Below are 23366 nucleotides of genomic sequence, written 5' to 3' on the forward strand. Positions count from 1 at the left end.
TCCCGCTAATCTATGGCTCCCCTTCGGATGGAAGGGAGATCGGCCGGGCTGGGCTCCGGAGTCGTCAAGGCGCACATGAGCGAGATAGAAGCCAGTTACGAGGTCTGCATACTGGTCGGCAGCCGCTGGGAGATTCACGCCCGCTATCCGGTGACCGGCGCGGCGATGGCCATCGAGGAGGCAAAGCAGCTCGAGCACACTACGAAATCGGCCGTCAAGGTGGTGCGCGAGGTCTACGACAAGGAGAGCGGCCTCTACAAGCAGGTCACCGTCTACAAGGGCGCGCATGCGCCGGGGCCGAAAGCCGGCTCCCCGTCCGTCAAGGCCAGGCGGTACCGCGCGGCGGCGGCGCGGTCCGGCACTACGCAGGACGACGACGATCTGGACGGGTTGTTGTGGGAGGAGGACGGCACGGAGGTGCCTTCCGGCCCGGCCAAGCGGCGGCGCAGTCTTGTGGAAATCCTGTCGTATAAGGCGCGACCGCTTCCCCGCAAGCCAAAGCAGGTCACGGTGACCGGCCTGCTCGCCCGCGTCGCCGTCTTCATCCTGATTTCGCTGTTCGTAGCGGCGATGGCGACGGTCCTGTTGCCATCCCTGGCGCCGGCCCTGGCCCAGCGCAACATCACCTTCGTCGGCAACGGGCAGACCAGCGTGCTGTTCGTCGCCTTCGTCGCCTCGTTCCTGCTGACCTTCGCCCTTCTGGCGGCCATCGTGCTCACGGGGGTCGAGGTGGTCAGGCCGCGACGCGTCCGCCCGCCGGCGCCACCCAGGCCCCGCCGGCAGAAACATCTTTCGCGGCTGCCGGCCGACACCTCCCTGATCCCGGAGCCGCCGTCGCCCACGCTGCCGCCCGCCCCATCGCCCGAACTGAGTGTCGAGTGGCCGCCGGAAGCCAGCCTTCCGGGGGAGAGCGAAGAGAACCTCCTGGACGAGCCGGCGGAGGAACCCGAGGCCGCCCAGCCCCAGTTGTCGCCGGCCGGCCAGCAGCAGAAGATGCGCATGATGACGTTTCTGGCCGGGGCCATCGAAGCGATCAAGTCCTCGGGCCCCATCGACACCTTCTCGCGTTTCGGCATCAACCTCTACGTCGCCGGCGCTGTCGGCGCGCTGGCGACCACCCAGGCCATCGAAGGCGACGACGCCCGGATCATCCTGGCCGAGGGCGCCGTGACCCTGGGAACGCCGTGGGAGATGGCCCGCAAGTTCGCCGTGAACGCCGACAGCTACCTGATGCAGCCGCGCTATCTCGAAATGTACGAGGCGGGCCGGCGCTCGATGATGGCCTTCCTGGAAGGGGACGAGAATGGCCCGCGCCAATTGACGGGGGCGCTGGATGCCTGGCGCAATCCCGCCAAGCTGGAGGAACAGACGGGGCCGCTTGCCGTCATGTTCACCGACATCGTCGATTCGACCACCATGACCGTCACGGTGGGCGACGATGCCGCCCAGTACGTGGTGCGTACCCACAACCGCATCGTCCGCTCGGCGCTCACCAACTATTCGGGCCGCGAGGTCAAGCACACGGGTGACGGCATCATGGCGTCCTTCGCCACCGTATCGAACGCCGTCGAGGCGGCCATCGAGATGCTGCGCCGGGTGGCGGCCAACAACACGGCGGAGGGCGATATTCCGTTGCACCTGCGCATCGGCATCAACGCCGGCGAGCCGGTGATCGAGGACGACGACCTGTTCGGCATCACGGTGCAGCTGTCGGCGCGGCTGTGCGCGGCCGCCCAATCCGATCAGATCGTGGTGTCCGAGGTGGTGCGCGGCCTGTGCTCGGGCAAGGACATCACGTTCAACACCCTGGGCGAGCGCGTGATGAAGGGGTTCAGGGAACCGATCCCGCTCTACGAGGCGGTCTGGCGCAAGGAAGACGCGCCCGCTGCGCCCGGTCCGTAAGTGAAGGCCCCGCCCCGGCCCTTATAGCGCGCCCGCCGGGCGGTAGCGCGCCAGATAGGTGGGCAGGATGGCCTCGAGCGGCGTTGGCGCGATGCCCAGCGCGTCGAGGCTGAGGGCGGAGGACGCCACCACGTTGTCGCGCTTGAGCAGCTTCACCTGGTCGCGGGTCAGCAGCGGCCAGGGGGTCTTTTCCAGGAACCAGGCCTCGATCGAGGCCATGGCGAACGGCACCGGGACCAGGGGCCGGCGGCGGTGGATCTCGGCCAGCATCATCTCCATGAGCTGGCGGAAGGTATAGATCTTGGGCCCGCCCAGCTCGTATGTCTGGCCCCGCGTCTCGGGGCTGGCCAGAATCCGGCAAATGGCCTGGGCGACATCGCCGGCGTAGACCGGCTGGAGGCGGGTCGCGCCGCCCCCGATCAGCGGCAGCGCCGGCAGGCAGCGGGTCATCGCCGCGAACAGGTTGAAGAATCTGTCCTCGGGGCCGAATACGACGCTGGGGCGCACCACGGTCACCTCCGGGAAGGCGGTCCGGGCCATCGCCTCGCCGCTGGCCTTGGTGCGGGCGTAGGCCGATTCCGATTCGGCGTCGGCGCCGATGGCGGACACCTGGACCAGCCGGCCGAGGCCGGCGCGGGCGGCGGCGGCGGCGAGATAGGCCGGGCCGTCGGCATGCAGGCGCTGGAAGGTGCGCCGGCCCCGCTCGACCAGGATGCCGACCAGGTTGACGGCGGCGTCGGCCCCCTCGATGGCGGCGGCCACCGAGGCGGGGTTGGCGATGTTGGCCTGGACGATGACGACCTGACCGACATCGCCCATGGTCTTGAGGAAAAGGGCCGCATCGACGTCGCGCACGGCGGCGCGGATGATGAATCCCTCCTTCACCAGCCGCTTGACCAGGTGTCGGCCCAGAAAGCCCGATGCTCCGAAAACGGTGACGACCCGGCGGCTCATGTTGCTCTTCCTTTCCTGCCGTGATCCCGCCGGAATTGCCGGACGCTCTTGCCCGCCGGCATCACGCGGGATCGCCTGTCCGTTGGCTTACAATGGCCATGTCGCGGCCGTCAACCGCGACAGACGATAATCGCGGTTGACATCCGTCGCCGGGAAGGTTAACGACTGCCTCGCCGGGGAGTTCCCGGCCGTTCTGCAATCGTGCCCAGGTGGCGGAATTGGTAGACGCGCAGGTTTCAGGTACCTGTGGCCGAAAGGTCGTGGAAGTTCGAGTCTTCTCCTGGGCACCATCCCTTCTTTTCATCTCGCCGCAAGGACGCTCCGAGTGACGGCGACATCCCCCACCATCGAGGTTCATCGCGGCGATCTGCCGGCCGGCGTCGATTTCGGCCAGGTGGTGGCGGTCGACACCGAAACCATGGGGCTCAACCCGCATCGCGACCGGCTGTGCGTCGTCCAGCTGTCGGCCGGCGACGGCGTCTGCCATCTGGTCCATTTCCCCACCGCCAGCTACGACGCCCCGCGCCTCAAGGCGCTGATGGCCGATCCGGCGGTCACCAAGATCTTTCACTTCGCGCGCTTCGATCTGGCGGTGATGCGCCGGTACCTGGGCGTGGTCTGCCAGCCGGTCTACTGCACCAAGATCGCCGCCAAGCTGACCCGCACCTTCACCGACCGCCATGGTCTCAAGGACTTGTGCAAGGACCTGTTGGGCATCGAGCTCAGCAAGGAGCAGCAGTCCTCGGACTGGGGCGCCGAGACGCTGACGGCCGAGCAGGTGAAGTACGCCGCCCGCGACGTCCTCTACCTCCACGAACTGCGCACCCGTCTCGATCGGGTGCTGGCGCGGGAAGGGCGCACGGAGCTGGCCCAGGCCTGCTTCCAGTTCCTGCCCTTCCGGGCCGCGCTCGACCTCGGCGGCTGGGACGAACCGGATATTTTCCGCCATTGACACGGGACTTCGGCGAAGAGCCGTAAGGCTTTGGTTCGTTGACGATTCCGACCCCCGGGCGCATACTCTTGCGGTCCAGGCTGGATAAGCATTTTTTCACCCCGTCGTCGGGAAGGCGATCGAACGGACCGGGCGCGGCGGCGCCGGACCCGGAGGTGAAGAGCGAATTTGTGGAAAGAGGGAATGACGGGATCCAGGGCAACGGCAACGGCGATGGAGCAGGCGGTCAATCCGACCGTCGAATCGGGACGTCGGGTCCTGCGGGTCGAGGTCGAGGGCCTGGAGGCGCTGGCGCGCACCCTGGGAACCCCCTTCTGCGCGGCGGTGGATGTTCTCGAGCGGCTGCGCGGCCGGGTCGTCGTGACCGGCATGGGCAAAAGCGGGCACGTCGCCCGCAAGATCGCCGCGACGTTGGCCTCGATGGGAACGCCGGCCCTCTTCGTTCATCCGGCGGAAGCCAGCCACGGCGATCTGGGCATGGTCGTCGAGGGCGATGTGCTGCTGGCGCTTTCCAATTCTGGCGAGACCCCCGAACTGGCCGACCTCGTGGCCTTCGCCAAACGCTTCGGCATTCCCATCATCGCGATGACCGCCAGCGGCCGCAGCGCGCTGGCCAAGGCCGCCGAGGTGGCGCTGTTGCTGCCGGCGGCCGCCGAGGCCTGCCCCATGGGGCTGGCGCCGACCACCTCGACCACCATGATGATGGCGCTGGGCGACGCGCTTTCGGTCGCGCTCCTCGAACGCAAGGGGTTCTCGCGCGACGATTTTCACGTGCTGCATCCGGGTGGCAAGCTGGGGCGCCGCCTGCTCAAGGTGGCTGACCTCATGCACGGCGGCGATGAGTTGCCACTGGTCGATGCCGGCATGCCGATGGCCGACGCGCTCATCGTCATGACCGCCAAGAGCTTCGGGTGCATCGGCATCGTCGATGACGCCGGGATGCTGCTGGGGGTGGTCACGGACGGCGACCTGCGCCGGAACATGAGCCCCGATCTGCTGGGCCGCCGGGCTGGCGACATCATGACGGGCAGCCCCAAGACCATCCGGCCGGACGCCCTGGCCAGCGAGGCGGTGCTCTTGATGAATGCCCGGGCGATCACCAACCTGTTCGTCGTGCGCGACGGCGTGGCGGTGGGCATCCTGCACATTCACGACTGTCTGCGCGCCGGCGTCGTCTGAGACGGGGATATGGAAAGGACCAGCACCAGCAAGATCGCCGTTCTGAACGTGGCGAACTCGGCCGTCCAGCGGACCGAGGGCAAGGTGCGCGCCCACTTTACCCCCGAGGCGACCCGCCGCCTGGGGTCGGGCTACAGCCGTTTCGTCGGCATGATGAAGGTTCTGCTGCCGGTGGGGGCGGCCATCCTGGTCGCCCTGGTCATCGCCTGGCCTTACCTGCAACCGACCGACGGACAGTTCCGCATCGGCTTTTCCTCGCTCGTCGCCACCCAGGCGGAGCGGCCCAACATCGTCAATCCCCGGCTGATCGGCACGGACGAGAAGGACCAGCCGTTCTCGGTCACCGCCGACCTCGCCAAGGACTTCTACCTGCGCCAGGATTTCTGGGGGGAAACCTCGACCCCGGTCGAGTTGGAAATGCCCAAGGCCGACATCACCTTGAAGGACGGCTCGTGGCTGGTGTTGACGGCCAACACCGGCCTGCTGATGCCGAAGACCAAGATGCTGGAACTGAGCGGCGCCGTGAACCTGTTCCACGATTCCGGCTATGAACTGCGCACCACCCACGCCATGATCGACCTGCAGAAGGGCGCGGCCGTCAGCGACCGACCGGTCGACGGCCAGGGGCCGTTCGGCAACATCAACGCCGAGGGCTTGCGGCTGACCGACAAGGGCAAGGATATCGTGTTCACCGGCAAGGCGAGACTGGTGCTCTATCCCGATGCCGGGAAGGCGGTGGAATGACCCGAATCCGGCCGAGATTGGGGACGTGGCTCATCGTCGCATGGGCCGGCCTGCTCGTCGGCGCGGGGCCGGCCGCCGGCCAGGGCCTCAATTTTTCCAATCCCGATTCCGCGGTGCCGATCGAGGTGACGGCCGACGACGGCATCGAATGGCAGCAGGAAAAGCAGCTGTTCCTGGCACGCGGCAACGCGCGGGCCACCCGCGGCGAAGTTGCCGTCAACAGCGACCTGCTGCGCGCCTTCTATCGCAAGAAGGCCGAGGGCGGGACCGACATCTACCGGCTGGAGGCGGTGGGGGCGGTGCGCATCGTTTCGGCCGGCGAGACGGCCTTCGGCGAAAACGCCGTCTACGACGTCGACAAGGGCATCATGGTGCTGAGCGGCAAGGAAGTGAAGCTGGTGGCCGCCGAGGACACCATCACCGCCGATCAGCAGCTCGAATACTACGACGCCAAGCAGATGGCGGTCGCCCGCGGCCACGCCGTGGCCCAGCGGGCCGACCGCAAGATCCGCACCGACGTGCTGGTCGCCTATTTCCAGAGGGACGCCGCCGGCAAAAGCCGGGTCTACAGGGTCGACGCCTTCGACAACGTGCACATCACCACCGCGCAGGAACAGGTGTGGGCCGACCGCGGCGTCTATAACGTGGACAGCGCCATCGCCACGCTGAGCGGCAACGTCAAGCTGGTGCGCGGCGAAAACACCCTGGTTGGCTGCAGTGCCGAGGTGAACCTGAAAACCGGCATCAGCAAGCTCAAAAGCTGCGAAGGCCAGGGACGCGGCGTGCGCGGCCTGCTCAAGGCCGACGAGACGCCGGGCCTGAAGAACCGAACCCCGGGGACGAAGTAAGGACGCCGGAGCCATGGAAACCAGAACGCCCCCACCCGCCGCCGGTCCGACGGCCGTCATTCCCGGCGGCAAGCCCCGCCTGATCTCGGCCAACCGCGGGCTGGTCGCCAAGAACATGGGCAAGCGCTTCAAGAAGCGGCCGGTGGTGCGCGGCGTCAACCTGGAAATCCAGCGCGGCGAGGTGGTGGGTCTGCTGGGACCGAACGGGGCCGGCAAGACGACCTGCTTTTACATCATCACCGGCCTGATCTCGCCCGATTACGGCAACATCTATCTCGACAACCAGGATTTGACCGACCTGCCGATGTACCGGCGGGCCCGCCTGGGGATCGGCTATCTGCCGCAGGAGGCGTCGATCTTCCGCGGCCTGTCGGTGGAAGACAACATCCGTGCCGTGCTCGAGGTGGTGGAAAAGTCCCGCGACCGCCGCGAGGCCATCCTCGATTCGCTGCTGGCCGAATTCTCGATCACCCACTTGCGGCACACCCCGGCGCTGGCCCTCTCGGGCGGCGAGCGGCGGCGCGTCGAGATTGCGCGTACGCTGGCCTCCAATCCCCATTTCGTGCTGCTCGACGAACCGTTCGCCGGCATCGATCCCATCGCCGTCAACGACCTGCGCGAGCTGGTCTTTCATCTCAAGGATCGCGGGATCGGGGTGTTGATCACCGACCACAACGTGCGGGAAACTCTCGACGTCATCGATCGAGCCTATATCATTCATGATGGTATGGTGCTCATGGAAGGCGCGCCTGCGGATATCGTCGGCAACGAGGACGTGCGCCGGGTCTACCTCGGCGAACGCTTCACTCTTTGACGCTGCCGGGGGTCGCCTTCCAGGAGCTGCCTGAGACGTCGGGTTTGTCGCGATGATCCTGTCCCGGAACCGCTCAGATGGGGGCTCTCGTCCGGCGCCATGCGCCGGGCCGGGCCGCATTTCCGCGGCCGGCCGGCGTGGAGGAGGCGGGCGATGGCGCTGACCCCCCGCCTTGAGTTGCGCCAGAGCCAGGCGCTGGTGATGACGCCGCAGCTCCAGCAGGCGATCAAGCTGCTGCAGCTTTCCAACATGGAACTGAGCGCCTTTGTCGAGGAGGAACTGGCCAAGAACCCGCTGCTCGAGCGTGAGGAAGGCGAGGCCACGGGCGGTGCCGACGGGGCCGGCGACGCCGAAACCAGCCCCGACGGTGGCCAGGACGGCTCCGCTCCGGCCGGCGAGGACGGTGGGGGCGACGGCCTGGAAGGCATCGACTTCACCGAGACCCGCAGCGCGGCGACGACCGAAGACCTGGACGTCGATTACGACAACGTGTGGAACAACGACAGCGCCGGCGACGCCGGCGACGGCGGCCTCGCCGACACCGCGTTCGCCACCTGGGGCGGCGGTGCCGGCGGCAGTTTCGAGCCGACGTCGGGCGACCTCGAGCAGACCCTTTCCGAGGAAAAAACCCTGCGCGATCACCTGATCGGGCAGATGAACATGGAATTCCACGACCCGGCCGAGCGGGTGATCGGCCTGCAGCTGATCGATCGCCTCGATGACGCCGGCTATCTGGCCGAAAGCGTCGAGTCGGTGGCCGCCATCCTGGGCTGCGCCCCGGCCCGCGTGGAAGCCACGCTGGGCCGGCTTCAGCGGCTCGACCCGTCGGGCATCTTCGCCCGCGACCTGGCGGAATGCCTGGCCCTGCAACTTCGCGAGCGCGACCGCCTGGACCCCGCCATGCAGGCGCTGATCGCCAATCTCGAGCTGCTGGCCAAGCGCGATCTCGCCGGCCTGATGCGGGTCTGCGGGGTCGACCGCGAGGATCTCCTCGACATGGTCGCGGAACTGCGCGCCCTCAATCCCAAGCCGGCGCTCTCCTTCGACTCCGCGGTGGCGCCGCCGATCACGCCCGACATCCTCATGCGTCCCCAGCCGAACGGCGGCTGGTCGGTGGAACTCAACGCCGAGACCCTGCCCCGCCTGCTCGTCAACAACCGCTATCACGCGGTGGTCAGCAAGGCGGTGCGCACCAAGGAGGATCGCCACTACATTGACGACTGCTTCCAATCGGCCAACTGGCTGGTGAAGTCGCTGCATCAGCGGGCGACGACCATTCTCAAGGTGGCGGCCGAGATCGTCCGCCAGCAGGACGGCTTCTTCGCCCACGGGGTGCAGTTCCTGCGGCCCCTGGTGCTGCGCGACATCGCCGAAGCCATCGAAATGCACGAAAGCACGGTCAGCCGCGTCACCTCCAACAAGTTCATTGCCAGCCCCAGGGGCATCTACGAGCTGAAGTATTTTTTCACCGCCTCCATCGCCAGCTCGTCCGGCGGCCAAGCCCATTCGGCCGAGTCCGTGCGCTGCCGCATCCGCGAGCTGATCGAGGCCGAGAAGCCTGCCGCCGTCCTTTCCGACGACACCCTGGTCGAGATGTTGAGCAGGGAAGGCGTCGAGGTGGCCAGGCGAACGGTGGCCAAGTACCGCGAATCCCTGGGCATCGCCTCCTCGGTCCAGCGGCGGCGCAACAAGACCAGCGGATTGTGACGGTTTTTCAAGGCGTTGCCGGGCTCCCGCCGCGGCTATTGACTCCGATACCGGGGGTCACTAAGTTCCGGGCCTCTCCGATGAACACGGAGGCCGGGCGGTGGTGGGCCATTGCGACAAGCCGCGCTGGGAATTATCTAAAAAGCAGTAGCCAATTCCGGGTCCCCCGGGGCTGTGGGGCCACACACGGCAGGACAGCTTTCCTCATGGAAATTTCAGTCAAAGGCAAGAATCTTAACGTCGGCGACGCGCTTCGCGAATACGTCGTGAAGAACCTCACCTCCGACGTGAAGAAGTATTTCGACCGCGCCCTTCACGCGACCGTCATCTTTTCGCGGGAAGCGCACCTCAACCGGGCCGAGATCACCGTCCACGCCGGACGGGGACTGGTGATGCAGGGCGGTGCCGCGGCGGACGAAATCCATGCCGCTTTCGACAACGCGTTGGACCGCATCGCCAAGCAGCTGCGGCGCTACAAGCGCCGCCTGAACGACCACCACAAGGGCGTGGGCGGGGCCGAGGATGAAACCATCCAGGCTGCGCAGTACGTCCTGGCGGCAGAAGGCGAGGACGAGGAGATTCCCGCCGACGGCCAGCCGGTGGTCATCGCCGAAATGGCGGCCGAGATCGACACCATCACGGTCAGCGAGGCGGTGATGCGCATGGACCTCGCGGACTCCCCGGTGGTGATGTTCCGCAACCGGGCCCACGGCGGTCTCAACGTGGTGTATCGGCGGCCCGACGGCAACGTCGGCTGGATCGATCCCCGGGGAACGCGCGAAGGTTAAGGGGCGGTGATGGAGATTTCCGATCTGATCACGACCGAGAGCGTGATCCCACATCTGCATGCCACCAGCAAAAAACAGGCGCTGCAGGAACTGGCCAAACGTGCCGCCGGCGTTTCGGGCATGCACGAGCGGGCCATTTTCGACGTCCTGCTGGAGCGCGAGCGGCTGGGGACCACCGGGGTGGGCAACGGCATCGCCATTCCGCACGGCAAGTTGCCCAATCTCGACCGCCTGTACGGCCTGTTCGCCAAGATGGACAAGCCCATCGACTTCGATGCCATCGACGAGCAGCCGGTCGACCTGATCTTCCTGCTTCTGGCGCCCGAATCTGCCGGCGCCGACCACCTCAAGGCCCTGGCCCGGGTGTCGCGCCTGCTGCGCGACAAGAGCGGCTGCGAGAAGCTGCGCGGCACCGACAGCGCCGAGGCCCTCTACGCCATCCTCACCGAGTCGGCGACGTCGCACGCCGCCTGAGGCGGCGCCTTCCAGCCAAGCGATTCCGTGCGATCGTAAATCGCTCTAATGAACGCTGACCGGCTCCAGCTCGTTCTGGCGCACGGTGGCCAGTGCGAGGTCACGGTTGGGCACCACGGCCAAGTGCTGGCCGTTGGCGGCATGGATGGCATAGGCGTGGGCGCCGTTGACGACCACCGGCTTGACGTAAGCGACGTCCTCGACACCGAGGGTGGCGAAGTCGGCGAGAGTCAGGTCCCGCGACAGCGGCGCGCCGGATGAGTTGTTGCTTGTCTTGTCGTGCATGGCAATCTCCTTCGCGGCGCCTGGATGGTCCGGCACGCCGAGGGGTTGCGAATTGGAAGGCGAAGGCTCGAAGCGGGTTTCGGCCGGGACAGCGTCAGACCTCGGTGTCCATCTCGATGGTCTTGCGCTTGCCGACGGCTTTCTTCGACCCTCCGGCGTCGATCGGCACGGTGCGCGCTTTCGCTTCCGGCAGCTGGCGTTCCAGGTCGATGTGGAGCAGCCCGTTGTCGAGCGAGGCGCCCTTGACCTCGATGCCCTCGGCCAACACGAAGCTGCGCTGGAATTGCCGGGAAGCGATTCCCCGATGCAAGTAGACCCGCCCGGCATCCTCGTCATTCCCGCGGCCACGGATAATCAACTGGTTGTCCTCAATGGTGACGTTGAGCGTGTCCATCGAGAATCCAGCCACCGCGAGCGTGATGCGCAGGGCGTTCTCGCCGGTCTGTTCGATGTTATAGGGCGGATATCCGTCGTGCGACGTCTTGGCGACGCGATCGAGGATGCGCTCGAAATGATCGAACCCCAGCAGCAGCGGGCTGTCGAATACGGATACACGGGCCATAATAGGTCGTCCTCCTCCAGGTACGAGCGAGTCCGGTTTTTGCGGGCCCTCGTCGAGGCGCCCCGCCGGCGGCCATAAGGCACCGCCGGCAACCGCGTATTATTTCGGTCGGGATCGGCTGCAAGTCAATAGGGGGTAACGGCCCCGCCGGTTAGCCGCGCCGGAGCGAAACGCCCTTTTCCTTCATCAGGGTCACCAGCTCGCCCGATTCGACCATCTCGCGAAAGATGTCGGCGCCGCCGACGAACTCACCCTTGATGAAAAGCTGCGGCAGCGTCGGCCATTGGCTGAACGACTTGATGCCTTCGCGCAGCTCGGGGTCGGCCAGGACGTCGATGCCCTTGAAGGGCACGCCCAGGACCTGCAGCCCCTGGGCGACATGGGCGGAAAAACCGCATTGCGGGACTGCCGGCGTGCCCTTCATGAAAAGGGCGACGTCGTTCTCGGTGATCTCCCGGCGGATGCGCTCGGTGACGGGGGTCTCTGTCATGATCGTGGTCTCCTTGGCGCCGGGCTCAGACGTGGAAGGACTCGCCGCAGCCGCAGCGGGCCTTTTCGTTGGGGTTGCTGAAGACGAAGCCCGACTTCAGCTTGTCCTCGACGTAATCCATTCGGCTGCCCAGCAGATAGAGGGTTGCCTTGGGATCGACGTAGACGGTCACACCGCCGGCCTCGACCACCTCGTCGGCCGGCCCGGGGGCGGCGGCGAACTCGACGTGGTAGGACATGCCCGAGCATCCCTGCGCCTTGACGCCGATGCGCAGTGCCTGTCCCGAAGCGTCGTCGCGGTTCACCAGATGGCGGACGCGCTCGATGGCGGCGTCCGTCAGCGTCAGCAATTGGGGTCGTTCAGTCATCGTCAACTCGTTCTCCGTTCAGAAAAATCCCAGTTCGAGGCGGGCCGCTTCCGACATCATGTCCTTGTCCCACGGCGGGTCCCAGACCAACTCGACGGCCACGCTCTCCAATTCGGGAACCATGCCGCGCACGGAATGTTCGACGTGTCTCGGCATCTCGCCAGCCACCGGGCATCCCGGCGCGGTCAGGGTCATGCGGATGGTGGCGTGCTTGCCGGTCTCGTCGATGTCGATGCGATAGATAAGACCGAGCTCGTAAATATCCACCGGAATTTCCGGGTCGTAGACGGTGCGCAGGGCCGAGACGATGCGCCCCTCCAGCCCCTCGCGATCGCCCGACATCGACAGGGCTGGGGCTGCCTCGGCCGCCGCCGGGGCGCCTTCCACCTGCGAGGTCTCGCCCTTGTCGAACACGAAAGAATCCGTCATGGCGTTCTCCGATCCTTGGCTCACTCGGTGCTCACTTTGTCGGCCTCGTTGCCGATTGCCGCCTCCATGGTGTGCCAGCCCAGCGTCGCGCACTTGACGCGCATGGGATACTCGCGCACCCCGGCCAGCACCATCAGCCGCTCGAAGTCGTCGGCGTCGACGGCGGCATCGCCCTCGCTGTCGTGGGAACCGGTCAAGAGGTCGTGGAAGCGGTGGAACAGCGCATGGGCCTCGGCCACCGTCTTGCCCTTCAGCACTTCCGTCATCAGCGAGGTCGAAGCCATCGAGATGGCGCAGCCGCTGCCCTCGAAACCGACGTCCTCGACCTTGTCGTCCTTGAGCTTGAGGTGCACGGTCACGCGATCGCCGCACAGCGGGTTGTGGCCGTTGGCGTGGTGGTTGGCGCCGCTCGGGGCGCCGAAATTGCGGGGCGTCCTCCCATGATCCAGGATGACCTCCTGGTATAGTTCTCTGAGTTCCGAACTCACTTGAAGATCTCCTTGACCTTGTCGACCGCCTCGATCAGCAGGTTGACGTCGTGGCGCGTGTTATAAAGCGCGAACGAGGCCCTGACCGTGCCGGGAATGCCGTAGCGTTCCATCACCGGCTGGGCGCAATGGTGGCCGGCCCTGACGGCGACGCCGTGGTGGTCGAAAATGGTGCCGACGTCGTGCGGATGGGCGCCGTCGATCATGAACGACAGGATGGCCGCCTTGTTCTTGGCCTCGCCATAGATGCGCACGCCGGGGATCTGGCGCATGCGTGCCGTCGCCTCCTCAAGCAGGCTGTGCTCGTGGGCGGCGATGTTTTCCAGGCCGAGCCCGGTCACGTAATCGATGGCGGCGGCCAGCCCGGTGGCGCCCGAGATGTGGGGCGTGCCGGCCTCGAACTTGTTGGGGGGCGGCGCGAAGGTGGTCTTCTCGAAGCTGACCGTCTCGATCATGTCGCCGCCGCCCTGCCACGGCGGCATGGCCAGCAGGTGCGCCTTCTTGCCGTACAGCACGCCGATGCCGGAAGGCCCGTACACCTTGTGGCCGGAAAAGACGTAGAAGTCGCAATCCAGATCCTGGACGTCGACCTTCAAGTGCGGCGCCCCCTGAGCTCCGTCGATCAGCACCACCGCCCCCTGGGCGTGGGCCATCTCGATCATCTGCTTGACCGGCGGCAGGGTGCCCAGCGCGTTGGAGGCGTGGGTCACCGCCACCAGCTTGGTGCGCGGGCCCAACAGCCGCTCGTACTCCTCCATGATCAGCTCGCCGGCATCGTCGATGGGCACGGGGCGGATCTTGGCCCCCACGCGTTCGGCCAGCAGCTGCCACGGCACGATGTTGGAGTGGTGCTCGAGGTAGGTGAGGATGATTTCGTCGCCCTCACCGATGAACTTGTCGCCGTAGGCGTAGGCGACCAAGTTGACCCCCTCGGTGCCGCCGCGCACGAAGATGATCTCGCTGCTTTCGCGGGCGTTGAGGAAGGTCCTCACCTTGTCGCGCGCCACCTCGAAATTCTTGGTGGCCAGCGCGCTCAGCTCGTAGACGCCGCGATGGATGTTGGCGTACTCCGCCTCGTAGCAGCGCCTGACCGCGTCGATCACCTGCATCGGCTTCTGGGCGCTGGCGGCGCTGTCCAGGAAGGCGCGGCCGTGGATCACCGGGGTGGCCAGGATGGGAAAGTCCCGGCGCGCCGCCTCGGCATCGAAGGCCGGCACGAAAACGGACGACGGCCGTGCCGCGGCGAGGGGGGCAAAGGTGTTCATGCCAAGCTTCCTTCCTGGGCGGCCTGGTCCAGCCAGCCGCTCATCAGACCGTCGAGATGTTCGCGCACGGCGTCGACGGGAACCTCGTCGATCTGCTCCCTGACGAAGGCGCGGATCAACAGCCGCCGGGCCTCGGCCACCGGGATGCCGCGCGCCCTCAGGTAGAACAGCGAGTCCTCGTCGAGTTCGCCGGTGGTGGCGCCGTGGCTGCATTTCACGTCGTCGGCGTAGATTTCCAGCTCCGGCTTGGTGCTGACCTCGGCGCCGTCGGACAGAAGGACGGCGCGGCTCAGCTGATGGCCGTTGGTCTTTTGCGCATCCTTGGCGACCAGGATCTTGCCCTGGAAGACGCCCCGGGCCTTGCCGTCGAGCACACCCTTGTAGATCTCGCTGCTGGTGCAGTTGGGCTTGGCGTGGGTGATGAAGGTGGTGGTGTCGGCGTGCTGGCGGCCGTTGACCAGATAGGCGCCGTTGAGGTGGCAAAGGGCGCCCTCGCCGTCGAGCACCACCTCGATCTCGTTGCGCGAGAGGGCGGCGCCGACGGTCATGACGAAGCTGTCGTAGCGGCCGCCGGCCGCCACCCGGGCCTTCGAGAACGACAGATGGGTCGCCGCCCGCGAATCGGCCTGCACCTTGACGTGATCGAGCCACGCGTTGGCTTCGATGGCGATCTCGCCGACCGGGTTCGACCAGTAGGCGATGCCGTCGGCCGTCGCGATGTGGCTTTCCACCAACGTGGCGCGGCTGCCCTCGCCGATGACGATCAGGTTGCGCGGATGATGGGCCAGCGCGCCTTCCGTTCCGGCGGTGGCGACGAACACCAGATGGAGCGGTTGCTCGACCTGGGTTCCTGGCGCCACGCTGAGCACGGCGCCGTCGGCCAGGAACGCGGTGTTGAGGTTGACCAGCACGCGCCCGTCGGGAGCGGCCACCGCCCCCAGCCGGCCCTTAAGGGCCTCCGAATCGCCTTCCATGGTGCGGGCCACGGTCGAAAGCGCGACGCCGGCCGGCAGCGCGCTCGAATCCGACAGGTCCGGACGATGGCGGCCATTGACGAAGACCACCCGGTAGGCGCCGTCGATGACCGGCAGCAGCTCGCCGGCCACGGTTGCCTTGGCGTCGGCCTCGGCGGCCGGCCGCAGGGGGCTGTCGGCCAGGCTCTTGAGGTTGGTGTACTTCCACTGTTCGACGCGCGTCGACGGCAGGCCGCTTTCGGCGAAGCGGGCGAGCGCGTCTGCGCGCAGCGCCGCCAGCCATGGCGCGCCGCCCGGCAGGGCCGGCCTGGCGCCCTCGGCGTAGGCGAACGGGATGCTCCTGACATGGCTCATGGACGTTCCCCTCAGGCGGCGTTGGCGATGGCGGCGTAGCCTTCGCGTTCCAGTTCAAGCGCCAGTTCCTTGCCGCCCGAGCGCACGATCTTGCCGGCCGCCATGACGTGGACGAAGTCGGGCTGCACGTAATCGAGCAGGCGCTGGTAGTGGGTGATCAGCACGATCGCCCGGTCGGGGCCGCGCAGCGCGTTGATGCCCTCGGCGACGACGCGCAGCGCGTCGATGTCGAGCCCCGAGTCGGTCTCGTCCAGGATGGCCAGCTTGGGATCGAGCACCGCCATCTGCAGGATCTCGTTGCGCTTCTTCTCACCGCCCGAAAAGCCGACGTTGACGGCGCGGCGGATCATCTCGTCGCCCATGCCGAGCTTGGTCTGCTTATCGCGCAACAGCTTGAGGAACTGCATGGCGTCGACCGGCGGTAGCCCACGGTACTTGCGCACCGCGTTATAGGCGGTCTTGAGGAAGGTGACGTTATCGACGCCGGGGATCTCCACCGGGTACTGGAAGGCAAGGAACAGGCCCTCGCCGGCCCGCTCCTCGGCGGCCAGCTCCAGCAGGTCCTTGCCGTTCAGCGTGACGCCGCCGCCGGTGACCTCGTAGCCCTCGTGCCCAGCCAGCACGTAGGAAAGCGTGCTCTTGCCCGAGCCGTTCGGGCCCATGATGGCGTGCACCTCGCCGGCCTTGACCGAAAGGTTGACGCCCTTGAGGATCTGCTTGTCCTCGATCGAGGCGTGCAGGTTCTTGATTTCGAGCATTTTTCTATCCGTCCTTTCCAAAATTCCGGGCCCGGCGGTCAGCCGACGCTGCCTTCCAGGCTGATTCCGACCAGCTTCTGCGCCTCGACGGCGAACTCCATCGGCAGGACCTGGAGCACCTCGCGGCAGAAGCCGTTGACGATAAGCGACACCGCTTCCTCGGGCGTCAGGCCGCGTTGCCGGCAATAGAACAGCTGATCGGCGCTGATCCTGGACGTCGTCGCCTCGTGCTCGACGCGCGCCGAGCGGTTCTTGGATTCGATGTAGGGCACCGTGTGGGCGCCGCAGGTGTCGCCGATCAGCAAGCTGTCGCACTGGGTATGGTTGCGCGCGTTTTCGGCCTTGGGCTGGATGCGCACCAGGCCGCGATAGGTCTGATCGGCCTTGCCGGCCGAGATACCCTTGGACACGATGGTGCTGCGCGTGTTCTTGCCGATGTGGATCATCTTGGTGCCGGTGTCGGCCTGCTGGCGGTGGTTGGTGATGGCGATCGAATAGAACTCGCCCACCGAGTTGTCGCCCTGCAGGATGCAGCTCGGATACTTCCAGGTGATGGCCGAGCCGGTTTCCACCTGGGTCCACGAGATCTTCGAATTGCGGCCGCGGCAGGCGCCCCGCTTGGTGACGAAGTTGTAGATGCCACCCTTGCCTTCCTCGTCGCCCGGGTACCAGTTCTGCACGGTGGAGTACTTGATCTGGGCGTCGTCGTGGGCGACCAGTTCGACCACCGCGGCATGGAGCTGGTTCTCGTCGCGCATCGGCGCCGTGCAGCCTTCCAGATAGCTGACGTAGGCGCCCTCGTCGGCGACGATGAGGGTGCGCTCGAACTGCCCGGTCTGCGCCGCGTTGATGCGGAAATAGGTGGACAGCTCCATCGGGCAGCGCACGCCCTTGGGCACGTAGACGAACGAGCCGTCGGTGAACACCGCCGAATTCAGCGTGGCGAAGAAGTTGTCGGAATAGGGCACCACGCTGCCCAGGTACTTCTTCACCAGCTCGGGATGCTCGCGCACCGCTTCGGACATCGAGCAGAAGATGATGCCGTATTCCCCCAGCTTCTTCTTGAAGGTGGTGGCCACCGACACGCTGTCGAACACCGCGTCCACCGCGACGCCGGCCAGCATCTCCTGCTCCTTGAGCGGGATGCCCAGCTTGGCATAGGTCTCGAGCAGCTTGGGGTCGACCTCGTCGAGGCTCTTCAGTTCGTCCTTCTTGGGCGCCGAATAGTAATAGGCGTCCTGGTAGTCGATCTTGGGGTAATGGATCTTGGCCCAGGTCGGCTCGTCTTCCAGCGTCGTCCACAGGCGGAACGCCTTGAGGCGCCATTCGAGCAGCCACTCGGGCTCGCCCTTCTTGGCCGAGATGAACCGCACGGTGTCCTCGTTGAGGCCCTTGGGAACGGTGTCGGTCTCGATATCGGTGACGAAGCCGTACTTGTATTTCTGGTCGGTGACCGAGCGGACGGTTTCGACGGTATCAGAAACGGCGGGCATTGGACTCTCCTCGCGTCGGGGATGCGGCTTGCGACGCGGCGGCGACCGGCTTTTCGGCCGGCGGCGCTCCAGCGTCGATGAAATAGTCGAAAGGCGACATCATGTCGGCCAGCGTCAGGTTCTTCAGAGCGTCGACAATGGCGGCGTTGACCCGGTTCCAGCGGCCCGACATCAGGCACTGGCTTTCGCGCTCGCAGCTGTCGTGGTCACCTTCGACGCAGGCCGTCAGGCTCAGGCGGCCGTCCAGGACCTCCAGGGCCTCGACCACCGAAATCCGCTCGGGCGCCCGGGCCAGGGTGTAGCCGCCCTGGGCGCCGCGCTGGGAAACGGCAAGCCCGCCCTGGACCAGGGTCTTCAGCAGCTTGGCTACCGTCGGCAGCGTCAGTCCGGTGGCCGCCGCGATCTCGGGCGCGGTCTGCATGCGTTCGCCAGCCACCGCCAGGCGGACCATCACGACGATGCCGTAATCGGTCATCTTGTTAAGTTTGATCATGCCATCGATTCTTAATATAGTACCAATTCAGTCCTGATTGCAAAATAGGACAGGCCGGCTGGCGTTTCAAGCCCGTTTCGGGGAAAAGCGAAGCGGCGCTCCGTCTGTGGTTGGCGGCGGAGCACCGCTTACCTATATGCAGGCCATCAAGCAGGACGTTCAGTCCTCGACAGAGGGACAATGCCGATCATGGTTTCAGCGATCGCCGCCAAGGCGGAAGTGATCGCGGCCCCGCGCCGCGAAGTGGAATCGGTGGTGGTGCGCTTCGCCGGCGATTCCGGTGACGGCATCCAGCTCACCGGCAGCCAATTCACCATGTCGACCGCACTGGTCGGCAACGACCTGGCGACCTTCCCCGATTTCCCGGCGGAAATCCGCGCCCCGGTCGGCACCACCTTCGGGGTGTCGGCCTTCCAGATCAATTTCGGGGCGCGCCGCATCATGACGCCGGGCGATGCGCCGGACCTGCTGATCGCGCTGAACCCGGCGGCGCTCAAGGTCAATCTCGACGCCGTCAAGGCCGGCGGCACCATCGTCATCGACACCGGAACCTGCACCGCCCGCAACCTGCGCAAGGCGGGCTTTGCCGGCAATCCACTGGAGGATGGCACGCTCGCCCCCTTCAAGGTGACCGGCATCGACGTCTCGCGCCATACCGAAGAGGCGTTGACGCGCTTCGGTTTGTCCCAGAAGGACATGCTGCGCTGCAAGAACATGTGGGCGCTGGGTCTGGTCTATTGGATGTACGGCCGCAGCCGCCAGGCCACCGTCGACTGGCTCAATCGCAAGTTCGCCAAACGGCCCGAGATCGCCGAGGCCAACATCGCCGCGCTCAACGCCGGCCACGCCTTCGGCGAGACCGCCGAGATGGGGGGCGGCCTTTCCGGTTTCACGGTGCGGCCGGCCGCCCTCGATGCCGGCCTCTATCGCACGGTTTCGGGCAGCGAGGCCCTGGCCTGGGGTCTGGTCGCCGGCGCCCAGCTGGCCGGGCTGAAGATGGTATTCAGCTCGTATCCCATCACGCCGGCCTCCTCCATCCTGCACACCCTGGCGCCGCTGCGCGACTACGGGGTGACCACCTTCCAGGCCGAGGACGAGATCGCCGCCGTCTGTTCGGCGATCGGCGCCTCCTACGCCGGCGCGCTCGGCGTCACCTCCAGTTCGGGGCCGGGCATCGCGCTCAAGACGGAAGCCATCGGGCTCGCCATCGGCACCGAGCTGCCGCTGGTCGTCGTCGATTCGCAGCGGGCCGGGCCGTCGACGGGCATGCCGACCAAGACCGAGCAATCCGACCTTCACCAGGCGGTGTTCGGGCGCAACGCCGACAGCCCGGTGGCGGTGATCGCCGCGCGCTCGCCGTCCGACTGCTTCGAGGTCGCCATCGAGGCGGTGCGGCTGGCCACCAAATACATGACGCCGGTCATCCTGCTCACCGACGGCTTCGTCGCCAACGCCGCCGAGCCCTGGCGCATCCCCGACGTCGACACCCTGCCCAGCATGCCGGTTTTCTTCGCCACCGAGCTCGAGGGCTTCCGCCCGACCCGGCGCGACCCCGAAACCCAGGCCCGCGAATGGGTGCTGCCGGGAACTCCCGGCATGGAACACCGCATCGGCGGCCTGGAACGCGACTTCGACACCGGCAACATCTCGTACGATCCGGCCAACCATCAGAAGATGACCGACCTGCGCATCGGCAAGATCGCCGGCATCGCGCGCGACATTCCCGCCCAGGCGGTGGAAGCCGGCAACCCCGGCGGCCGCTTGGCGGTGGTCGGCTGGGGCTCGACCTTTGGGCCGATTTCGCGCGCGGTGGACAACCTGCGCGGCGCCGGGCTCGACGTGTCGCACATCCACCTGCGCTACATCTGGCCGCTGCCGGCCAACCTGGGCGACCTGCTGGCCGGCTTCGAGCACGTCCTGGTGCCCGAGATGAACGCCGGGCAGCTGATCACCCTGTTGCGCAGCCGCTATCTGATCGACGCCGAGGGCCTGAACAAGGTCAGCGGCCAACCCTTCAAGATTTCGGAAATCGAGGCGGCGGTGCGCGCCCGCCTGGAGGCCTGACATGAACGTCACCACGCCACCCAAGAAGCTGACCGACAAGGACTTCGCCTCCGACCAGGAAATCCGCTGGTGCCCGGGGTGCGGCGACTACGGGGTCCTGAAGGCCCTGCAGCGCACCCTGCCCGAACTGGGCGTGCCCCGCGAAAAACTGGTCTTCGTGTCGGGCATCGGCTGCTCGTCGCGCTTTCCCTATTACATGGCGACCTACGGCTTCCACACCATCCACGGCCGGGCGCCGGCGATCGCCACCGGCATCAAGCTGGCCAACCGCGACCTCGATGTGTGGGTCATCTCGGGCGACGGCGACGGCCTCAGCATCGGCGGCAACCATCTGCTGCACGCGCTCCGGCGCAACGTCGATCTCAACATCCTGCTCTTCAACAACGAGATCTACGGCCTGACCAAGGGCCAGGCGTCGCCGACCTCGCGGCCGGGCACGCGCTCGCCTTCCACTCCCGGCGGTTCCGTCGATTATCCGATTTCGGCGGCGCGCTTCGCGCTCGGCGCCGGCGCCCACTTCGTCGCCCGCTCGGTCGATACCCTGCAGCCGCATCTGATGGAGATGTTCCGCCGCGCCCACGCCCACCGCGGCACCTCGTTCGTCGAGATCTTCCAGAACTGCCTGGTCTACAACGATGGCGTCTTCGCCCACTTCACCGACCGCGAGGTGGCCGACGACGCCCAGATCAGGGTCAAGCACGGCGAGCCGCTGTTGTTCGGGGCGGCCCAGGACAGGGGGCTTCGCCTCAAGCCCGGCAGCCTGGAACTGGAGGTGGTGAAGGTGGGCGAGGGCGGCGTCGGCGTGGGCGACGTTCTGGTCCACGACGAAACCAGTCCGGTGCTGGCCATGATGCTGGCCTCCCTGACGCCGCCGGCCTTCCCGGTGGCGTTGGGCGTCCTCTATTGCAATCCCGGCGCCTGCTACGAGGATGCCCTGGCGGCCCAGGCCGGCCCCAAGGCCGCCGACGGGCCGAAGGCCAATCTCAACGCGCTGCTTCGGCGCGGCGCCACCTGGACGGTGCAGGAAGGCGGGCGGATTGCCGACGCCTGAGCCGGGCCGGCGAGCCGGTTCTAGACCGGCCCCTTGGCCTGGCCGCGCAGGCGTCGGATCAGGGCGTCGACCAGCAGCTTGAATTGGCGGTCGGAGGATTCCAGGGCGGCCAGGTGTTTTTGCAGATCGTCCTGGGAGATGACCGCCAGCGAGGTGCCGGGCCGGGTACGGGCCGAGGCGGCGCGCGGCAGGTCGTCGATCAGCGACATCTCGCCGATCACCTCGCCGCGGCCCAGGGTGGCGATCACCTCTTCGCGGCCGCCGCGCGCCCGGTAGATCTCCACCTGGCCTTCCGAAATCAGATAGGCCGCGTGGCCTTCATCGCCTTCCTCGAACAGGATCTGGCCGGCCTCCAGGTCGCTGGACGCCGCCACGTCCGGGACGGCCCGCGCCGCACCGCGTCCTTCCGCCGCCGGCCCGACGCCCAACATGCGGTCGAGCGACGAGGACAGCGCGCCGCGGACCTCCGACGGCAGCGTTTCCATGGCCAGGCGGGCGCGCAGCGCATGGATGACGGCGGCCAGCGCTTCGGGCGGCGTGCCTTCCGGCATCAGGTGGCGGACCGATTTCAGCTGGCCGATCAGCTGGGCCAGCGAGCGGCGGACGACGGCGACGTTCTTCTGGCCGGTCGGCGTCGGCATCAGGTCGAGCAGATAGCCCAGGCGCACCGCCCGATTGGGGAACAGGTCCAGCAGGTGCTCGATGGCCTCGCCCATGGAGAGCTCCTCGTGGCGGCCGAGCGCCATCTTGGAGCGCAGCGTCAGGGCCTCGGCTGTGGCGCTGCCGCCCAGCGTGCCGGCCGGATCGAGAAGGGTCGGCACCAGCGCCGTGAAGGCTTGGCGCTCGGCCTCGCCGCCTTCCTGGGTCAGCGGCTTGACGCTGCCAAGGACGCGCGCCACGCGGTCCAGCAGAATGCGCTGGGTGACCGGCAGCGCCGCCTGCCCCATGCGGGCGTGCAGCCGGTGCGCCGCCTCGCTGGCGAATTTAGGCAGCCGGCCGGAGCCGGTGGCGAGCGCGGTCAGGTGGCCGCAGGCCTCGGTTCCCTCGCGCAGGCCGCCCATCACCTCGGAAATCGCCGACGGGCCGTCGAGAAGCTCGGCGATCAGCTGGTCGATCAGCGCCAGGGCGTCGGCGTTGCCGCCACCCTCCAGGAGATCGAGCAGCTTGACGAGCCGGCCCCGCCAGTCGCCGCCTTCTCCCAGGATGGCGGCCATACAGGCCAGCACGGCGAAGGTCGGCACCTCGTCCAGCGCCCCGATGGGCAGGGCGGCCAAGCCCCGCTTGGCCACGGCGAGCCTTAGCTTCTCGCCCGCGCCGGAGTCATCGCGGGCTTGTTTGCGAAGCTGTTCGTGCAGCTCGAACAGGATTTCCGCTCGGTCGGCGGCCGATTTTGCCGTCGCCCCGGCCTGCGCCTTGGCCAGCAGATGAACGGCGTTGAGGAAAAAGCCCTCCCGCCGCTCCACCGCCGCCAGGTCGCCGGGCGACACCAGGAACTCGGCGGCCGTGATGCCGCGCTCGTCGAGATAGGCTCGCCCCAGCCGGCCGATTGCCAGGCGCGCCGCGTGACGCAGGCAGTCTTCGGGCGTTTCGCAGCAGGGCGCCGCGGCGATGGCATAAGGCTTGATGATCTTGGCCGAAACCGGGGCGGCTGCCTCGAAGATGACCTTTTCGGTGACCCAGCCGTCGCGCCTGGCGGTGATCCGCACCATGGGGTGTCGGCCGCCGGCCAGCAGCTTGTCGGCCAAGCCGCGGGCTTCCGTCTCGGCGCGGAAGATCTCGGCGATGATCCAGCGCGTGCCGTCCCCGGTCAGGACCTCATACGTCGTGCCCTTGAATCCCGGCAGGGCCATCGGATTTCCCTCAAGAGTCTTGACGTTTTAAGTCGCTTGTTGAGCCGTCGCGACTTTGCGCCACTATGCGAAATTCGGTGC

24 protein-coding genes and 1 tRNA gene are annotated in these 23366 nt (G+C 67.0%); 12 read left to right on the forward strand and 13 right to left on the reverse strand.

Features of this window, described 5'->3' with window-relative positions; translation table 11 throughout:
- Positions 1-75 precede the first annotated feature (75 nt).
- Positions 76-1902, forward strand: coding sequence for an adenylate/guanylate cyclase domain-containing protein (locus ODR01_RS03015; protein WP_316976107.1), 1827 nt, complete (start codon positions 76-78; stop codon positions 1900-1902).
- A gap of 21 nt (positions 1903-1923) precedes the next feature.
- Here ODR01_RS03015 and ODR01_RS03020 read toward each other — a convergent pair whose 3' ends face one another.
- Positions 1924-2856, reverse strand: coding sequence for a complex I NDUFA9 subunit family protein (locus ODR01_RS03020; RefSeq protein WP_316976108.1), 933 nt, complete (start codon positions 2854-2856; stop codon positions 1924-1926).
- A gap of 203 nt (positions 2857-3059) precedes the next feature.
- Between ODR01_RS03020 and ODR01_RS03025 the strand changes: the two genes are divergently transcribed.
- From ODR01_RS03025 to ptsN, 9 genes are all read left to right on the forward strand, one after another.
- Positions 3060-3146 (forward strand) — tRNA-Leu (locus ODR01_RS03025).
- 35 nt (positions 3147-3181) lie between these two features.
- On the forward strand, positions 3182-3808 hold the full coding sequence (locus tag ODR01_RS03030; protein WP_316976109.1) for a ribonuclease D: 627 nt from the start codon (positions 3182-3184) through the stop codon (positions 3806-3808).
- Positions 3809-3991: 183 nt separating this feature from the next.
- Positions 3992-4987, forward strand: coding sequence for a KpsF/GutQ family sugar-phosphate isomerase (locus ODR01_RS03035; protein WP_394356800.1), 996 nt, complete (start codon positions 3992-3994; stop codon positions 4985-4987).
- Positions 4988-4996: 9 nt separating this feature from the next.
- A complete protein-coding gene (gene lptC / locus ODR01_RS03040) occupies positions 4997-5731 on the forward strand; it encodes an LPS export ABC transporter periplasmic protein LptC (RefSeq protein ID WP_316976110.1) in 735 nt (244 codons plus the stop codon).
- The gene (locus ODR01_RS03045; RefSeq protein ID WP_316976111.1) at positions 5728-6579 is read left to right on the forward strand and encodes an LptA/OstA family protein; all 852 of its coding nucleotides are present in this window, start codon (positions 5728-5730) and stop codon (positions 6577-6579) included. The genes lptC and ODR01_RS03045 overlap by 4 nt, the downstream gene beginning before the upstream one ends.
- Positions 6580-6592: 13 nt before the next feature.
- A complete protein-coding gene (gene lptB, locus ODR01_RS03050; protein WP_316976112.1) occupies positions 6593-7393 on the forward strand; it encodes an LPS export ABC transporter ATP-binding protein in 801 nt (266 codons plus the stop codon).
- 153 nt (positions 7394-7546) lie between these two features.
- Positions 7547-9100 carry an RNA polymerase factor sigma-54 gene (gene rpoN / locus ODR01_RS03055; protein ID WP_316976113.1) on the forward strand — a complete coding sequence of 518 codons (1554 nt, stop codon included), beginning with the start codon at positions 7547-7549 and terminating at the stop codon, positions 9098-9100.
- Between the two features lie 206 nt (positions 9101-9306).
- Positions 9307-9888, forward strand: a complete 582-nt coding sequence (gene hpf / locus ODR01_RS03060; protein ID WP_316976114.1) for a ribosome hibernation-promoting factor, HPF/YfiA family — start codon at positions 9307-9309, stop codon at positions 9886-9888.
- A 9-nt stretch (positions 9889-9897) separates the two neighbouring features.
- Positions 9898-10362, forward strand: coding sequence for a PTS IIA-like nitrogen regulatory protein PtsN (gene ptsN, locus ODR01_RS03065; protein WP_316976115.1), 465 nt, complete (start codon positions 9898-9900; stop codon positions 10360-10362).
- A 45-nt stretch (positions 10363-10407) separates the two neighbouring features.
- On the opposite strand, the gene ODR01_RS03070 is transcribed toward ptsN, so the two are convergent.
- The 11 genes from ODR01_RS03070 to ODR01_RS03120 all read right to left on the reverse strand — a co-directional run bounded on the left by ODR01_RS03070 (position 10408) and on the right by ODR01_RS03120 (position 18320).
- Positions 10408-10647 carry a DUF1150 family protein gene (locus ODR01_RS03070; protein WP_316976116.1) on the reverse strand — a complete coding sequence of 80 codons (240 nt, stop codon included), beginning with the start codon at positions 10645-10647 and terminating at the stop codon, positions 10408-10410.
- 94 nt (positions 10648-10741) lie between these two features.
- On the reverse strand, positions 10742-11209 hold the full coding sequence (locus ODR01_RS03075) for an Hsp20 family protein (RefSeq protein WP_316976117.1): 468 nt from the start codon (positions 11207-11209) through the stop codon (positions 10742-10744).
- A gap of 151 nt (positions 11210-11360) precedes the next feature.
- Positions 11361-11699 (reverse strand): Grx4 family monothiol glutaredoxin, encoded by a 339-nt coding sequence (gene grxD / locus ODR01_RS03080; protein WP_316976118.1) that lies wholly within the window; start codon positions 11697-11699, stop codon positions 11361-11363.
- Positions 11700-11724: 25 nt separating this feature from the next.
- Complete coding sequence (locus ODR01_RS03085) at positions 11725-12066, reverse strand: HesB/IscA family protein (RefSeq protein ID WP_316976119.1); 342 nt, start codon at positions 12064-12066, stop codon at positions 11725-11727.
- Between the two features lie 18 nt (positions 12067-12084).
- Positions 12085-12495 carry a DUF59 domain-containing protein gene (locus tag ODR01_RS03090; RefSeq protein WP_316976120.1) on the reverse strand — a complete coding sequence of 137 codons (411 nt, stop codon included), beginning with the start codon at positions 12493-12495 and terminating at the stop codon, positions 12085-12087.
- A gap of 20 nt (positions 12496-12515) precedes the next feature.
- On the reverse strand, positions 12516-12983 hold the full coding sequence (sufU, locus tag ODR01_RS03095) for a Fe-S cluster assembly sulfur transfer protein SufU (RefSeq protein ID WP_316976121.1): 468 nt from the start codon (positions 12981-12983) through the stop codon (positions 12516-12518).
- Positions 12980-14248, reverse strand: coding sequence for a cysteine desulfurase (locus ODR01_RS03100; RefSeq protein WP_316976122.1), 1269 nt, complete (start codon positions 14246-14248; stop codon positions 12980-12982). Before ODR01_RS03100 ends, sufU begins: the two co-directional genes overlap by 4 nt.
- Positions 14245-15576, reverse strand: a complete 1332-nt coding sequence (gene sufD / locus ODR01_RS03105) for a Fe-S cluster assembly protein SufD (RefSeq protein ID WP_316976123.1) — start codon at positions 15574-15576, stop codon at positions 14245-14247. Before sufD ends, ODR01_RS03100 begins: the two co-directional genes overlap by 4 nt.
- Before the next feature lie 11 nt (positions 15577-15587).
- Positions 15588-16334, reverse strand: coding sequence for a Fe-S cluster assembly ATPase SufC (gene sufC, locus ODR01_RS03110; protein WP_316976124.1), 747 nt, complete (start codon positions 16332-16334; stop codon positions 15588-15590).
- Positions 16335-16372: 38 nt separating this feature from the next.
- Positions 16373-17827, reverse strand: coding sequence for a Fe-S cluster assembly protein SufB (gene sufB / locus ODR01_RS03115; protein WP_316976125.1), 1455 nt, complete (start codon positions 17825-17827; stop codon positions 16373-16375).
- Positions 17811-18320, reverse strand: coding sequence for an SUF system Fe-S cluster assembly regulator (locus ODR01_RS03120; RefSeq protein ID WP_316976126.1), 510 nt, complete (start codon positions 18318-18320; stop codon positions 17811-17813). Before ODR01_RS03120 ends, sufB begins: the two co-directional genes overlap by 17 nt.
- A 189-nt stretch (positions 18321-18509) precedes the next feature.
- Between ODR01_RS03120 and ODR01_RS03125 the strand changes: the two genes are divergently transcribed.
- Together ODR01_RS03125 and ODR01_RS03130 are read left to right on the forward strand one after the other, a co-directional pair.
- Entirely contained in the window at positions 18510-20384 is a 1875-nt protein-coding gene (locus tag ODR01_RS03125; RefSeq protein WP_316976127.1) for a 2-oxoacid:acceptor oxidoreductase subunit alpha, read from the forward strand.
- A gap of 1 nt (position 20385) precedes the next feature.
- A complete protein-coding gene (locus ODR01_RS03130; RefSeq protein ID WP_316976128.1) occupies positions 20386-21435 on the forward strand; it encodes a 2-oxoacid:ferredoxin oxidoreductase subunit beta in 1050 nt (349 codons plus the stop codon).
- 20 nt (positions 21436-21455) lie between these two features.
- Here ODR01_RS03130 and ODR01_RS03135 read toward each other — a convergent pair whose 3' ends face one another.
- On the reverse strand, positions 21456-23285 hold the full coding sequence (locus ODR01_RS03135) for a cyclic nucleotide-binding domain-containing protein (protein WP_316976129.1): 1830 nt from the start codon (positions 23283-23285) through the stop codon (positions 21456-21458).
- Positions 23286-23366: the final 81 nt, after the last annotated feature.

It is taken from the genome of Shumkonia mesophila (assembly GCF_026163695.1).
GTDB classification, from domain to species: Bacteria; Pseudomonadota; Alphaproteobacteria; order Rhodospirillales; family Shumkoniaceae; genus Shumkonia; species Shumkonia mesophila.

What these genes read in the sequence shown, in the direction of transcription:
- ODR01_RS03015 (WP_316976107.1), top strand. Translation starts at nt 76, where the DNA reads ATGAGCGAGATAGAAGCCAGTTACGAGGTCTGCATACTGGTCGGCAGC.
- ODR01_RS03020 (WP_316976108.1), bottom strand. Translation starts at nt 2,856, where the DNA reads ATGAGCCGCCGGGTCGTCACCGTTTTCGGAGCATCGGGCTTTCTGGGC.
- ODR01_RS03035 (WP_394356800.1), top strand. Translation starts at nt 3,992, where the DNA reads ATGACGGGATCCAGGGCAACGGCAACGGCGATGGAGCAGGCGGTCAAT.
- lptC (WP_316976110.1), top strand. Translation starts at nt 4,997, where the DNA reads ATGGAAAGGACCAGCACCAGCAAGATCGCCGTTCTGAACGTGGCGAAC.
- ODR01_RS03045 (WP_316976111.1), top strand. Translation starts at nt 5,728, where the DNA reads ATGACCCGAATCCGGCCGAGATTGGGGACGTGGCTCATCGTCGCATGG.
- lptB (WP_316976112.1), top strand. Translation starts at nt 6,593, where the DNA reads ATGGAAACCAGAACGCCCCCACCCGCCGCCGGTCCGACGGCCGTCATT.
- rpoN (WP_316976113.1), top strand. Translation starts at nt 7,547, where the DNA reads ATGGCGCTGACCCCCCGCCTTGAGTTGCGCCAGAGCCAGGCGCTGGTG.
- hpf (WP_316976114.1), top strand. Translation starts at nt 9,307, where the DNA reads ATGGAAATTTCAGTCAAAGGCAAGAATCTTAACGTCGGCGACGCGCTT.
- ptsN (WP_316976115.1), top strand. Translation starts at nt 9,898, where the DNA reads ATGGAGATTTCCGATCTGATCACGACCGAGAGCGTGATCCCACATCTG.
- ODR01_RS03070 (WP_316976116.1), bottom strand. Translation starts at nt 10,647, where the DNA reads ATGCACGACAAGACAAGCAACAACTCATCCGGCGCGCCGCTGTCGCGG.
- ODR01_RS03075 (WP_316976117.1), bottom strand. Translation starts at nt 11,209, where the DNA reads ATGGCCCGTGTATCCGTATTCGACAGCCCGCTGCTGCTGGGGTTCGAT.
- grxD (WP_316976118.1), bottom strand. Translation starts at nt 11,699, where the DNA reads ATGACAGAGACCCCCGTCACCGAGCGCATCCGCCGGGAGATCACCGAG.
- ODR01_RS03085 (WP_316976119.1), bottom strand. Translation starts at nt 12,066, where the DNA reads ATGACTGAACGACCCCAATTGCTGACGCTGACGGACGCCGCCATCGAG.
- ODR01_RS03090 (WP_316976120.1), bottom strand. Translation starts at nt 12,495, where the DNA reads ATGACGGATTCTTTCGTGTTCGACAAGGGCGAGACCTCGCAGGTGGAA.
- ODR01_RS03100 (WP_316976122.1), bottom strand. Translation starts at nt 14,248, where the DNA reads ATGAACACCTTTGCCCCCCTCGCCGCGGCACGGCCGTCGTCCGTTTTC.
- sufD (WP_316976123.1), bottom strand. Translation starts at nt 15,576, where the DNA reads ATGAGCCATGTCAGGAGCATCCCGTTCGCCTACGCCGAGGGCGCCAGG.
- sufC (WP_316976124.1), bottom strand. Translation starts at nt 16,334, where the DNA reads ATGCTCGAAATCAAGAACCTGCACGCCTCGATCGAGGACAAGCAGATC.
- sufB (WP_316976125.1), bottom strand. Translation starts at nt 17,827, where the DNA reads ATGCCCGCCGTTTCTGATACCGTCGAAACCGTCCGCTCGGTCACCGAC.
- ODR01_RS03120 (WP_316976126.1), bottom strand. Translation starts at nt 18,320, where the DNA reads ATGATCAAACTTAACAAGATGACCGATTACGGCATCGTCGTGATGGTC.
- ODR01_RS03125 (WP_316976127.1), top strand. Translation starts at nt 18,510, where the DNA reads ATGGTTTCAGCGATCGCCGCCAAGGCGGAAGTGATCGCGGCCCCGCGC.
- ODR01_RS03130 (WP_316976128.1), top strand. Translation starts at nt 20,386, where the DNA reads ATGAACGTCACCACGCCACCCAAGAAGCTGACCGACAAGGACTTCGCC.
- ODR01_RS03135 (WP_316976129.1), bottom strand. Translation starts at nt 23,285, where the DNA reads ATGGCCCTGCCGGGATTCAAGGGCACGACGTATGAGGTCCTGACCGGG.